The 12,551-nt window shown below is 69.3% G+C and carries 11 protein-coding genes; 6 read left to right on the forward strand and 5 right to left on the reverse strand.

Annotated features, from left to right (window positions below; translation table 11 throughout):
• Nucleotides 1-55 precede the first annotated feature (55 nt).
• Entirely contained in the window at nt 56-523 is a 468-nt protein-coding gene (locus ACU6XJ_RS01495; protein ID WP_476306035.1) for a hypothetical protein, read from the reverse strand.
• An 83-nt stretch (nt 524-606) separates the two neighbouring features.
• Here ACU6XJ_RS01495 and ACU6XJ_RS01500 point away from each other — a divergent pair, with 83 nt between their 5' ends.
• From ACU6XJ_RS01500 to ACU6XJ_RS01520, 5 genes are all read left to right on the forward strand, one after another.
• Nucleotides 607-1,785 (forward strand): RtcB family protein, encoded by a 1,179-nt coding sequence (locus ACU6XJ_RS01500; RefSeq protein ID WP_476306037.1) that lies wholly within the window; start codon nt 607-609, stop codon nt 1,783-1,785.
• A gap of 423 nt (nt 1,786-2,208) precedes the next feature.
• Nucleotides 2,209-2,859 carry a hypothetical protein gene (locus ACU6XJ_RS01505; RefSeq protein WP_476306039.1) on the forward strand — a complete coding sequence of 217 codons (651 nt, stop codon included), beginning with the start codon at nt 2,209-2,211 and terminating at the stop codon, nt 2,857-2,859.
• Nucleotides 2,804-3,166: a hypothetical protein gene (locus tag ACU6XJ_RS01510; protein ID WP_476306041.1), complete on the forward strand. Its 363-nt coding sequence runs from the start codon at nt 2,804-2,806 to the stop codon at nt 3,164-3,166. Before ACU6XJ_RS01505 ends, ACU6XJ_RS01510 begins: the two co-directional genes overlap by 56 nt.
• Nucleotides 3,167-3,367: 201 nt before the next feature.
• A complete protein-coding gene (locus tag ACU6XJ_RS01515; protein WP_476306042.1) occupies nt 3,368-5,239 on the forward strand; it encodes a protein-arginine deiminase family protein in 1,872 nt (623 codons plus the stop codon).
• Nucleotides 5,240-5,341: 102 nt separating this feature from the next.
• On the forward strand, nt 5,342-6,376 hold the full coding sequence (locus tag ACU6XJ_RS01520) for a methyltransferase (protein ID WP_476306044.1): 1,035 nt from the start codon (nt 5,342-5,344) through the stop codon (nt 6,374-6,376).
• Here ACU6XJ_RS01520 and ACU6XJ_RS01525 read toward each other — a convergent pair.
• The 4 genes from ACU6XJ_RS01525 to ACU6XJ_RS01540 all read right to left on the reverse strand — a co-directional run bounded on the left by ACU6XJ_RS01525 (nt 6,339) and on the right by ACU6XJ_RS01540 (nt 11,696).
• Nucleotides 6,339-6,869, reverse strand: a complete 531-nt coding sequence (locus ACU6XJ_RS01525; protein WP_476306046.1) for a GNAT family N-acetyltransferase — start codon at nt 6,867-6,869, stop codon at nt 6,339-6,341. The two genes, ACU6XJ_RS01520 and ACU6XJ_RS01525, sit on opposite strands and share 38 nt — an antisense overlap.
• Nucleotides 6,870-6,911: 42 nt before the next feature.
• Nucleotides 6,912-7,685 carry a GntR family transcriptional regulator gene (locus tag ACU6XJ_RS01530; protein WP_476306048.1) on the reverse strand — a complete coding sequence of 258 codons (774 nt, stop codon included), beginning with the start codon at nt 7,683-7,685 and terminating at the stop codon, nt 6,912-6,914.
• A 158-nt stretch (nt 7,686-7,843) separates the two neighbouring features.
• On the reverse strand, nt 7,844-10,513 hold the full coding sequence (locus tag ACU6XJ_RS01535) for a bifunctional acetate--CoA ligase family protein/GNAT family N-acetyltransferase (protein WP_476306050.1): 2,670 nt from the start codon (nt 10,511-10,513) through the stop codon (nt 7,844-7,846).
• Nucleotides 10,506-11,696, reverse strand: a complete 1,191-nt coding sequence (locus ACU6XJ_RS01540) for an acetoin utilization protein AcuC (protein ID WP_476306051.1) — start codon at nt 11,694-11,696, stop codon at nt 10,506-10,508. The genes ACU6XJ_RS01535 and ACU6XJ_RS01540 overlap by 8 nt, the downstream gene beginning before the upstream one ends.
• Nucleotides 11,697-11,851: 155 nt before the next feature.
• Between ACU6XJ_RS01540 and ACU6XJ_RS01545 the strand changes: the two genes are divergently transcribed.
• On the forward strand, nt 11,852-12,427 hold the full coding sequence (locus tag ACU6XJ_RS01545; RefSeq protein ID WP_476306053.1) for a DUF3558 family protein: 576 nt from the start codon (nt 11,852-11,854) through the stop codon (nt 12,425-12,427).
• Nucleotides 12,428-12,551 lie beyond the last annotated feature (124 nt).

A 12,551-nucleotide genomic window follows, 5' to 3' on the forward strand; every position in this document is an offset into this window, starting at 1 on the left:
GGCCCCGAGCACTCGCGGGAGCATGCGCGGCATCCTGGGAGAATGCCGCGACTGCTCACTTCTCGGTCTCGGTGCGGCTTTCCAGCACGACCTTCCGCTCGCCGAGCGGCTGGGCCAGGTCCACGGACACCGCCGGGTAGCGGATGTCCATGGTGCACATCTTCTTGGCTTCCGGCTTCGGCACGACCTCGACCAGCGCGATCTTCACCTGCTGATCGGTCTGCTCGACGATTTCGGCGTGGGCCTTGCCGCAGCCGCCTTCCTGTGCGTACGTGCCGACGGACTTGCCGTCGTTGGCCGTCCACACCACGGTCTGGCGGTCGTCGGAGTTGGCCGGGGGCGTCACGCGCTCCTTGGCGACTTTCACGGTGCCTTCGGGCGTCTTCACCTCATCGGGTGGTGCCTGCGATGAGGTGACCGTCGGCGGTTGCCCGCCGAAACCTGGTTGGGAGTCCGAGTCGGCGCACGCAGCCACCGCGAGGAGCAGGGCGCCCGCGCCCAGTAGCGTTCCAATGCGTCTCATGTCACAAGGACGGAGGCAGCCCGCCACCCGGTTGCACGCAAATTCGGGCGCGCTTTCGTGACGGACCTGCCTAGCCTGGGGATATGGCTATCAGCACGCTGCCCGGCAAGCAGGCAGGCATCCACCTGTGGACCCGACCCGATGAGGTCGAGCCCGCCGCGATGCGCCAGCTTGAGAACATCGCGGCGCTGCCCTGGGTGGTCAAGCACGTCGCGGTGATGCCCGACGTGCACTACGGCAAGGGCGCCACGGTCGGCTCGGTCATCGCCATGCGCGACGCGGTCTCACCCGCCGCGGTCGGGGTGGACATCGGCTGCGGCATGACCGCCGTGCGCACCTCGCTGCGCGCCGCGGATCTACCCGGTGACCTGCGTTCACTGCGGTCGGCGATCGAGAAGGCGGTGCCGGTCGGGTTCGCGCAGCACCGCTCCGAGGCTTTCAGCTCTCGCGACGCCGCCGACTGGGAGTCGTTCTGGAAGCGCTTCGATGCGCTGACGCCCGCTGTGCGGGACCAGTCCGAGCGGGCGTTGCACCAGATGGGCAGCCTCGGCGGCGGCAACCACTTCATCGAGGTCTGCCTGGACGCCGATGACATGGTGTGGGTGATGTTGCATTCGGGTTCGCGGGGCATCGGCAACCTGCTGGCTCAGCACCACATCGAGGTGGCCCGCGGGCTGGCGCACAACGCCGAGCTGCCCGACCCGGACTTGGCGGTGTTCTTGGCGCAGACGCCGCAGATGGCGGCGTACCGGCACGATTTGTACTGGGCGCAGGACTACGCGCGGCGCAATCGCGCGGTGATGCTGCGTCTGGTCAGCGATGTGTTGCGGGCGCGGTTTGCGCAGGTGGCGTTCGATGAGCCGATCTCGTGCCATCACAATTATGTGGCGGAGGAGCTGCACTTCGGCGAGGAGTTGTTGGTGACGCGCAAGGGTGCGATCCACGCCGGGCGGGGAGAGTTGGGGATCATCCCCGGCTCGATGGGCACCGGGTCCTACATCGTGCGCGGGCTGGGGAATCCGGAGTCGTTCTGTTCGGCGTCGCATGGGGCGGGCCGGAGGATGTCGCGTAACCAGGCGCGCAAGCGGTTCACGGCGAAGGATTTGGCCGCGCAGACGGCGGGCGTGGAGTGCCGTAAGGATGCGGGGGTGGTGGACGAGATCCCGGCCGCGTACAAGGACATCAACCAGGTGATCGCCGACCAGGCGGACCTGGTGGAGGTCGTGGCCAAGCTTCGGCAGGTCCTGTGCGTCAAGGGTTGACGCTCGTGGTCCCCGCAGGGACTGGGTCGATTTCGTGCGGTCCCATGTGCCGGGTGATGCCACTGGCGAACCGCACCGGGAGGGTTCGCCATTGGGCGCGCCGGGCCGCTGCTCGTAGTCGCTGACGGTGCCGACCTCTGCCACCCATTAGTTGGGCGAACTTCGTAACCGGCCTCACAACCAGCGATCAGCCAGAAGCGCTGTAGCGCAGTCGTCGGGCAGAGACCGCTCATTCGCAGCCTCTGCCCGACGGCGCTGTTTCGAAACCCCTGACCAGCCCGTCGTCTGGGGGTATCGCACTGCTCTGCGCAGCGGAAACTCCGACGTCTGAACTGCTCCATGTTGGGGCGGATGGGCAGGATGCGTTTTTTCCACCGACATCAGTGGCATTCGGGTCGAGATCGATACGACCTAGGAGCCGTGATGTCCACAGACATGATCGTCGGCGTCGTGATCGCCATTCTGATCGCGGTCGTGGTCGCTCTGCTGGCCGCAGCCCTTGTGCGCAGGCGTCGCCTGCAACAACGCTTCGGACCCGAGTACGACCGCACCGTGCAACGCAGCGACGGACGCTGGAAGGCCGAACAGGAACTCGCCGAACGCGAGCGTCGGCACGACAAACTCGACGTCCGTCCGCTGCGCGCCGAGGCCGCCGAGGGCTATCGCAAGCGCTGGACCACCGTGCAGGAGCTCTTCGTGGACCGGCCAACCGACGCGCTGCTGCGCGCCGATGAGCTGGTCACCGAAGTCATGCGGGAGCGCGGGTACCCGACCGACGGGTACCGCCAACAGATCAAGGACCTCTCCGTGGCGCACGCGTCCACCCTCGACCACTACCGCACCGCGCACGAAACCAAACAGCGCAGCGAACGCGGTGAGGCCACCACCGAGGACCTGCGCGGCGCGATGGTGCACTACCGCGCCCTTTTCGCCGAGCTTGTCGACCAAACCGACGGCGCGGGTGACCACGCCCGCCGCGCCTCCGGAGCCCCCGAGCAGCGAGGAACGGAACGACACCATGCAGGAAGACGCCCCGCGCAACAGCGAACCGATCCCGGACCCCAGACTCGGTGAATCGCGGATCGACGACGTCGAACCCACGACTCGGCCCGACGGACTGTTCGATCCGGCGGAGGTCGGGCGGTTCCGGGAGCGGTGGCAGGAACTCCAGGCCGCGTTCGTGGACGATCCGCGCCGCGCCGTCCAAGAAGCCGACCAACTGGTCGCCGAGGTGATGCAGAACCTGGCCACCACGTTCGCCGAAAACAAGCGGGAACTGGAAGACCAGTGGTCCTCCGACGGCGAGGGGCCGACCGAGGACCTTCGGCTCGCGCTCCAGCGCTACCGCACGTTCTTCCAGCAGCTTCTCGGCAAAACCTGATGCGGTGCCGGGCGGGCGCCCTGACCATTCCGTGCCCGCCCGGTACTCGGACAACAGAATTGGTTCCTTCGGCGGAATGCACAAACAACTATCACGTAGATTGTTATGTGCGCGTTACATACTGCCGCGAACACCACGGCAGGTGTTTCGCATGAGCCGGGCTGTCCCTGCCACGCCCGGCCGTACGAAAGGAACCCTGCCTTGCCACGACCATTACCTTTGCTGGCCGCACTCATCGGCCTTGCCACCACTGTGCTGGGACTGCCGGCCGTCGCGCAGTCCGGACCCGCCGCAGACCTCCGCGCAGACGTCGACCGAAACGGTTCAGTGGACGTCACCGGCATTTCCGACGAGAGCGGCGAGGAGCACTGGACCGCTCAGCGCGGCGCGTTGTTCCTTCCCAACCTCGACGATGACGAACGGCGTTGCAAAGTCACCGAGGCCGACCTGACCAGGAAGGGCCAGGAGACCGACCGTCGGTTGGAGGCCTGCAACGACGCCGCCGACGAGGTGCTCAACGGCCCTGTCGATCTAGCCGACCTCGCGTCGCTGCGGACCGTGCCCGCCGTTGTCTCCGATTCCGCCGCGGCGACCGTGGCCACCAGCGCCGAGAAATTCGTCCGCGTGTTCGTCAAACGCGCCGGGCAGTGGGTCGCTTTGGGCACAGGGAAGCTCGCCGCTGCCGAACTGCGTGCCGGTGCCGAGCTTGCGCTGGAAGGCAGGGACATCGTCCGAGACCCGGCGGTGTGGGACGGCTTCGCCGACGTGACGCTCACCGTCACCGACGCGGGCCAGGAAAGCCGGGACGTGGTGCGGATGAAAGTCGCACCGGTGATGTTGCAGAACGACCTGCGGCCCGCCCAGCAGGTGCTCACCTCGGCCGGTTCCTCGTCCAACGCCTACCAGCAGTTCATCGGCTCGCTGCGCAAGGCCGTGACGACGAGCGGGTTGAGCGAGCAGAACCTGACGCTGCTGAACACCAAGACCGATCCGTGGGTGCAGGACATCGTGGAACCCGGCACGGTAAGCGTGCCTGCCGCCGGCGGCGCACCGCACACGATGCGGCTCCTGCTCCGCACCGCCAACATCGGGCGGCCCGCGGACGGGGCCGGTGAGCTGCGGTTCGCAGGCAGGCAGCTCTATGCCAAACTGCGGGGCCCCGACATCGGCGTGGTACACCACTACACCAACGACCGTCCGTCCACGGTGGACGATTCGCTGAACTCGGGCGGGAACTGGGACAGCCTGCCGCCATATGCGGGCTTCCCGAACGGGCGCGTCCTGCACGGCATGACCCCATCACGGCAGGCCGACCCCGCCTTCACCAAGATGATCCACGCCCAAGGCGTGCAGCCACCGTTGATTTTGGACACGTCCTGGCTGGTCGTTGGACACGTGGACGAGACGACCCACGTGATCCCGGCGAAGAACGAACGCGGGTGGACGCTGGCGGTGGCCGACCCCAAGCTCGCGGTGCGGCTGTTGGCGGACGCCAAGGCCAAGGGTCACGGGTCGGTACGGCTGTTCACGGGAACATCGGACCGCGAGAAGCCGACCATCGACCAGGTGCTGGCGAATCGGACGCTGCTGTCGCACCAGGACACCGCCGCGGCGAGCATCGACCGCCAGATCGCCACGCTGACCAGCGCCACCGGCCTGAAGACGACCGAGTTGGTCCGGGTTCCGGTGCTCTACACCGCCTATAATTTTCAGACCCTCGGTGAGCTGACAGACGAGCAACTGGCCGGGATGCGAACCTCACGGGCGAGCATCGAAAAGCTGCGCGCCGAGATGAAAGCAGGACGGGCGCCCGCTCAGGTCTTCTACGCTCGCTCCCCTGCGATCGTGAACGGCATCTCGGTCAACGCAGTCAACTTCGGCGCACCCGACCCGCACGGCCCGGTGATCGACGGCACCGATCTGTTCAAGCAGGCAACCGTGGATGCGCTGCGCTCCAACTCGGTTACCGTGCACTGGGTTGAGGACTGGGATTATCTGCACATCGGCCTCGGAGAGGTGCACTGCGGCACAAACGCTCTGCGCGAGCCCACGCGGGCCGATTGGTGGAAATAACAGCGAACGGGACGGCTGTCTCCAGGGGCGGCCGTCCCGTTCCCACGCCCTTTTTCCGGTGAATTTCCCCGGCAGCCAAATGTATCGACTACAAATACGGTCATGCCGGCTTTTTCGAATGAGTCCGATCAGATCGTGCCGCCCGCCGAGGAGAAATTGCGGGGGTTGCTGGATGTCGTCACGCCGTGGGCGGTTCGGGTCGCCGCGACGCTGCGGATCGCGGATCTGCTGCGGGACGGGCCCCGGCCGGTCGGTGAGCTGGCAGCGGCGGCGGGAGCCGATGAGGACGCGCTCGGGCGGGTGCTGCGGCTGCTGGTGTGCCACGGGGTGTTCGAGGAGCCCGCTTTCGGGGTGTTCGGGATGACCGAGGTCGCGGCGCCGCTGCTCAGCGACCATCCGCACGGCCTGCGGCTCTGGCTGGACCTCGACGGGCCGGGTGGGCGGATGGACACCACGTACTCGACCGGCCTGCTGGCCACGGTGCGCACCGGGAAGGCCGCCTTCCCGGGGATCTATGGCAAGCCGTTCTGGGAAGACCTCGAAGAGCGGCGCCAAGGGCCGCTGTTCGACGAGCTGATGCGGAGCTGGGCCGCCGCGTGGATTCCCGGGGTCGTCAGCGGCTACGACTGGGGCTCGGTCGGCCATGTCACAGACGTCGGCGGCGGCAGCGGGGCCTTGCTGAAGGTTCTGCTGACCGCGCACCCTCACCTGCGCGGCAGGCTGGTGGACACCGCGGCCTCCGTCGAGGGCGGCAGGCGCGCGTTGACCGAGGCCGGGGTCGCGGACCGGGTGGAGTTCACGGTGGCCGACTTTTTCGATCCGCTGCCCGCGGAAGCCGACGTGCAGGTGCTGGCGCAGATTCTGCACGACTGGAGCGACGAGGATGCCGTGCGGATTCTCGGGCGGTGCGCTGAGGCCGCCGGGCCGGAGGGGCGGGTGCTGCTGTTCGGCCAGGTGGGTCATGGTCCGGCGGACACGGTGGTGTTCGCCGATATGAACGTGCGGATGATGACGTTGTTCGAGGGGAAGGAACGCACCCTGGCCGAGTTCACCGAACTGGGCGCGAAGGTCGGGCTGCGGCTGCGTTCCTCGGTACCGCTCAAAATCCTGTCGATCCTGGAGTTCGTACCCGAGTGAGCACCAGGTGCGGGCCGCCGTAGTGGTGGCCCTCGCCGGTGACCGTGAAACCCAGGCTCGCCGCGAACTCGACGCTGGGCGTGTTGTCCCGGTGCACCAACGCGATCACCTGGTACAGGTCCAGCGTGGTGAAGGCGTGGGCGAGTACGGCGGTGACGGCCTCGCGGGCGATGCCGCGCCGCCAGTGGTCCTCGCGGGTGTACCAGCCGATCTCGATGCGGCCGTCGCGCGTCTCCTCGCAGGGACGCAGGTCTCCGTGGCCGATGACCTCACCGTTAACGCGCTCCACCCAGACGAAAGCGCCCGTGCCCGCGGTTCTCGGTGTGGCCAGTTCCTCCTCGACGTTGCGCCGCACCGACTCGGCGTCGAAGCGGTCGAAGGGCAGGAATCGCAGCGTCTGCGGGTTGTCCAGCACGGCGTGTAGGGCGGGCGCGTCGGCGATCGTCAACTGGCGCAGCAGCAGTCGCGGGGTGAGCAGGTCGGGAACGGGCACCGGGTCACGGTAGGCACCGGCGGAGCTTGCGTCGAACGGGATTCACTCGGCGCGCAGGCGGGTGACGAAGCTGTAGCGGTCACCGCGGAACAGCCTGCGGACCCGTTCGATGGGGGTGCCGTTGTGGTCGTAGGAGACCCGGTTCAGCAGCAGCATCGGCAACGCCGGGTTGGTGCCGATCAGCAGCGCCTCGCGGGGGCTGGCCAGCACGGTCTCCACCCGCTCCTGGGCCTCGGCGAACATCACGCCCAACTGCCGTTGCAGGCAGGTGTGCAGGGAGGTGGACAGGTCCAGCACATCCAGCAGGGTGGGAAACCGCTGGGAGGGAAGGTAACTGGACTCCAGCCCGATGCGCTGGCCGTCGGCGAGCAGCACCCGCTCGATGTGCACCACGGTGCTCCCGGCGGGAATTCTCAGGTCGGCGGAGAGCGCGTCGTCGGCGACCAAGTGCTCCAGGCTCACCAGGTCGCGTCCTGGGCGCACGCCTTGGCGGCGCATGCCTTCGGTGTAGGACAGCAGCGCCAGCGGCTGCACGAGTTTGGGTGGCGCGACGTAGGTGCCGCGACCCTGGCGGCGCTGCACCCTGCCCTCCAGGACAAGCTCGCCCACCGCCTGCCGCAGGGTCGCCCTCGCCACCCCGAAGCGTTCGGCCAGCTCACGCTCGGGCGGCAGCGCCGCGCCGACCCCCAACTCCTCCAGCAGCGAGACCAGCTTGGCCTTCACCGCGTAGTACCTCGGGACGCGGCCATGTTCCGGCAGGCCTGCCCGAACCGGACCACCCGCCTTCGCGGACGGAATGCTCTGATACACGGGCACGGCTGGGGACGTTATGCCCAGCCGAAGGCGTAATGGCACCCATTTCCACCAAGGCCACACTTCCGAACGGGCAAGTTGATCCGGACAGCCCAACGACGGGTGATTCGCGCCGGACAATCGGGTGGTAGTGCGCCTACACACGTCGCTCGAGAGGTGATTCAGCGCAGCCTTCGGGGTGCCCAGGCCTGTCGGGAAGCCTGCGGCGCCAACACGATCCGGGTGCCCGCGATGTGCGCGCCGTCGCCCGCGGCGAGCACAGGCTGGAGCACCAGGTTGCGCACCTCGGGCAGGTCCTCGGCCAGCGCCGACACCCGGAGCAGCAGCTCCTCGAGCGCGTCATGGTCGGCGGGGATGCCACCCCGGTAGCCCGCCAGCAGCGGCGCCGCCTTCGGGGCGCGCACCAGGTCGTAGGCGTTCGCGTCCGACAGCGGCACGGCACGGTAGGCGCGGTCGCCGAGCAGGTCGCTGACCAGACCGGCCAGCCCGAAGGACACCAGCGAACCGAACGACGGGTCGTCCTGGAGCCCGACCACACAGGAGATTCCTTTGGGCGCCATCCGCTGCACGTACACGGTGTCGATGCCGGAACGCTCCCGCAGATCCGCGTAGGCGGCCTCGACCGCCTCGGCGCCGAACAGGTCCAGGCGCACCCCGGAAAGGTCGGTGCGCTGGCGCAGGGTCTCGCTGGCGGACTTGCAGGCCACCGGGTAGCCGAGGTCGTCCGCGGCGGCGACCGCCTCCTCGGCGTTGGTGGCGCGGCGGAACGGGACGAGGTGGATGCCGTAGCAGGCCAGCAGTTCGGCGCCCATTTCTGCGGTGAGCTGTCGCTGCCCTATGCCGTCGGTGAGCCACGTGCTCACCAGCGCCTGGGCGCCTTTGGTGTCGATGCCGGACGGGCGGATGAAGTGGCCTTGCGGGGCGGAGCGCCAACGGGCGTAGCCGGTGACTCTGGCCAGTGCCAGCATGGCCCGCTCCGGGCTGGGGAACGACGGCACCGAACCGTAGCCGGGCCAACCATCGGGCCCTGGCACGGCGAGCTCGGCGGGCACGCCCTCGGCGGCGAGGAACGTTGACAGGATGGGCTTGCGCGTTCGGCCCGGCTCGGCCCGCACGACCTCGCGCAGCGCCCTGGCGTAGGCCGTCGGCGGCACCGCGACGGGTGGCACGAACACCGCCACCAGCGAATCCACATCGGCGCGGTTCGCGGCTTCCTGCACGGCCAGCGCGAAGTCACCGGGACCGGCCTCGGCGCCGACGTCGATGGGATCACCGGCCAGTTGAAGACCTTCCGACAGCGCGGCGTCGGCGGCGAGCACACCCAGCGCCGAGGAGTTGCCGACGATCGCCACTCTCGGCCCGGCGGGCAGCGGCTGGTGGGCCAGCAGTAGAGCGGTGTCGAAAAGTTGGGCGAGGGAGGCGACCCTGATCACGCCCGCCTGCTCGAACACCGCGGCCACACTCGTCTCGTCGATCAGCACCGACGTGGCGGCCAGCCCCGGCCGCACGACATGGCGTCCCGACTTCACCGCGACGATCGGCTTGATGCGGGCCAGCCTGCGGGCGACGCGCGCGAACTTGCGGGGGTTGCCGAAGGACTCCAGGTACAGCAGCACCACGTCGGTGCTGGAGTCGGTCTCCCAGTACTGGAGCAGGTCGTTGCCGGAGACGTCGGCGCGGTTGCCCGCGGAGACGAAGGTGGACAGCCCGAGGCCGCGTTCGGCCGCGGCGGCGAGGATCGCGGTGCCCAGGGCACCGGACTGGCAGAAGAAGCCGGTGCGTCCCCTGCCGGGCAGCACCGGCGCCAGCGTCGCGTTGAGCCGAACCGCGGGGTCGGTGTTGGCCACTCCCAACGCGTTGGGCCCCACCACCCGCATGCCGTGGCTGCGGGCTTCCCGCACCAGCCTGCGCTCGGCGGTGAGACCGCCCGGTCCCGCGTCGGCGAAGCCCGCGCTGATCACCAGCAGTGTCTTCACGCCCTTGGCCAGACAGGCGTCCATCACCTCGTCCACGCTGGCCGCGGGCACCGCGACCACGGCGAGGTCCACGTCGTCGGGAATGTCCACAACGGAGGGATAGGCGCGGATGCCGCGGACCGCTCGGTGCTCGGCGTTGACCGGGTAGACGGGGCCGGTAAAGCCCGCGGCGAGCAGGTTCGCCAGCACCGCGTGACCCACCTTCGTGGGGTCGCTGGACGCGCCGATCACCGCGACCGAGCGGGGATGCAGCGCGTTGTGCACGCTGCGGGCCTCGGCGGCCTGCTCGCGGGCCATCGCCACCGCCACCGACTCGGCGGTGGGGTCGATGCCGAACTCCAGGTGGATCACGCCGCCTTCGATATCGCGGCTGATCTGGTAGCCGGCGTCCTTGAACACCCGCACCATCTGCGCGTTCTCCGACAGCACCTCGGCCATGAAGCGCCGCAGCCCCGACTCCCGCGCCGCGGCCGCCAAGTGCTCCAGCAGGATCGAGCCGAGCCCGCGGCCCTGGTGCGCGTCCTCCACCACGAACGCGGCCTCGGCCTGGTCGGAGCCGCCCAGCCGGTCGTAGCGGGCCACCGCGATGATCTCGTCGCCCAGCCAGGCGGCCAGGGCGACGCGGTCGTGGTGGTCGACGGTGGAGAACCGATCCACATCGCGCTGCGGCATGCGCGGGTACGGGCCGAAGTAGCGGAAGTAGCGGGTCCGCTCGGAAAGCCTGCCGTGCAGTGCGACGAGGCGGGCGGCGTCGTCCGGGGTCACCGGCCGCAGGTGGACGGTGCCGCCGTCGGAGAGCACCACGTCGGCTTCCCACTGGCGTGGGTAGTCGTACGGGTCGCGCCCGTCAGTCACGGGGATCGTCCGGGTCGAGGCCGTGCAGCGGGAACACCGCGTGCCGTGCCTGCCGGATCGCGGCGTCCACCAGTTCGGTGCGCGCGCTGCCCGCACCGTCCCAGCGCCGGAACTCCGGGTTCTCCCCGTCGGTCATGCTGGTGGGCAGCGGAACGGAGGCCAGGCCGGTGGTGCGCGCCATCCAGTCCGCGGGCAGCGGCTGGTTGGGGTCCAGGTCGCGGTCCAGCACCGTGGCCAGCAGATGCGTCCAGGAGCGCGGCACGACGCGGAACAGGGAGTATCCCCCGCCGCCCAGCGCCAGCCATTTGCCGCCGCAGATCTCCTCGGCCAGTCCGCGCAGCGTCCGGTAGGTCGCGCGGTGCCCGTCCACCGACAGCCGCAGGTCGGCCAGCGGGTCCTCGGCGTGGGTGTCGGCGCCGCATTGGGTGACCAGGATCTGCGGGCGGAAACTGCGCAGCACCGCGGGCACCACGGCGTCGAAGGCCCGCAGCCAGCCCGAGTCGGTGGTGCCGGGCGGCAGCGGGATGTTGACGGCGGTGCCGTGGGCGCCTTCGGTGTCCGGGTCGCCGAGTTCGTCGGCGTAGCCGGTGCCGGGCCACAGCGTCATCGGGTGCTGGTGCAGTGACACGGTCAGCACCCGGGGGTCGTTCCAGAACGCGGCCTGCACTCCGTCGCCGTGGTGCACGTCCACATCGAGGTAGGCGACTCGGTCGAAACCGTTGTCGAGCAGCCAGGAGATCGCCACCGAGCAGTCGTTGTAGACGCAGAAGCCCGCGGCGTTGCGGCGCATGGCGTGGTGCAGCCCGCCCGCGATGTTCACCGCCCGGTTGACCCTGCCCTCGGCGATCTGGCGGGCCGCCTCGATGGAGCCGCCCGCGATCCGCGCGGACGCGTCGTGCATGTGGTCGAAGGTCGGGTTGTCGGGGGTGCCGAGCCCGAACTCCAGCGCCATGTCGCCCTCACCGGAGGCCCGCACCGCCTCCAGGTATTCGGCGTCGTGGACGCGGCGCAGGTCGGCCATGCCCGCGGGCGCGGCAGGCAGCAGATCCACGCCCTCCAACACGCCCAGCGCCGAGGCCAGCCGCATGGTGAGGTCCAGCCGGATGGGGTTGAGCGGGTGGTCGGGGCTGAGTTCGTAGCCGAGAAACGCCTCGTCCCACACGATCGCCGCTTCGTGTCCCATAGGGGCACGGTACTGCGCGTTATGGCTCAGCGTCGGCCAATGCGGCGATCACCTCACCGGGTCGCCGCGGATTGGTCCGTCACCGACAGGGTGGGTGCGGCGACCCTCGCCTACGGTTGACAACACCGGCAGCCACCTGGAGGACGGGGGCGGTAGTGGGAACGTGGTGCGCTCGCGGACACCGGGCCGCGGCAACGGCGGCCCTCCTGTTGGTCGTCGGCTGCGGTGGGCAGGAGCCGGGCGCTCCCACGGCGGCCCCCAGCAGCCCGCCAAGCCCGACCAGCTCTAGCGGACCGCCTCCGAGCACCGATCCTGGTGACGGGCCGGTGGATCTGACCATCGGCACCCCCAAGCGCATCGAGGGCGTGGACAGTTGCGCTCTGCTTCAGCCCGCGGACTTCACGCAGGTCTTCGCCGCCGACGCCCAGCCGGGCAACGCCACAGCTTCGGTGTGCAGTTGGAACCTCGGCGGCGACGGCATCGTGGTGGTCAGCCCAATCGGCGGGTTCTCCGGAACACCCACGCTGATCGGCGGCAACACGGCGTCGGTGGAGGCAACCCCGCCGCATTCCTGCGTGGTGACGGTCGCCTTGAACCGATCCGCCCAGCCCAAGCCGGCGGCCGACCGGCTGTCGGTCAACGGGACGTTCTTCTCCGGCCGGTTCGAGCCGACCTGCGACAAGGTCACCGAACTCGCCCGCCGCGCCTTCGAACGGCTGCCCACGGCCTGAGCCCCGGGGGCGGAGCCCTTTTCGGCGGCACCCGTTGGTCAGTCAGACCACATTGGACGCCTTCGCAGTGTTGCGCAGAATCCCGGTGATCTCCGCCTCCCGGCCCCACGACCGGACGCCGGAG

The sequence above is a fragment of the Actinorectispora metalli genome, from assembly GCF_056323685.1.

What these genes read in the sequence shown, in the direction of transcription:
- ACU6XJ_RS01520 (WP_476306044.1), top strand. Translation starts at nt 5,342, where the DNA reads ATGCCGGCTTTTTCGAATGAGTCCGATCAGATCGTGCCGCCCGCCGAG.
- ACU6XJ_RS01505 (WP_476306039.1), top strand. Translation starts at nt 2,209, where the DNA reads ATGTCCACAGACATGATCGTCGGCGTCGTGATCGCCATTCTGATCGCG.
- ACU6XJ_RS01540 (WP_476306051.1), bottom strand. Translation starts at nt 11,696, where the DNA reads ATGGGACACGAAGCGGCGATCGTGTGGGACGAGGCGTTTCTCGGCTAC.
- ACU6XJ_RS01500 (WP_476306037.1), top strand. Translation starts at nt 607, where the DNA reads ATGGCTATCAGCACGCTGCCCGGCAAGCAGGCAGGCATCCACCTGTGG.
- ACU6XJ_RS01495 (WP_476306035.1), bottom strand. Translation starts at nt 523, where the DNA reads ATGAGACGCATTGGAACGCTACTGGGCGCGGGCGCCCTGCTCCTCGCG.
- ACU6XJ_RS01510 (WP_476306041.1), top strand. Translation starts at nt 2,804, where the DNA reads ATGCAGGAAGACGCCCCGCGCAACAGCGAACCGATCCCGGACCCCAGA.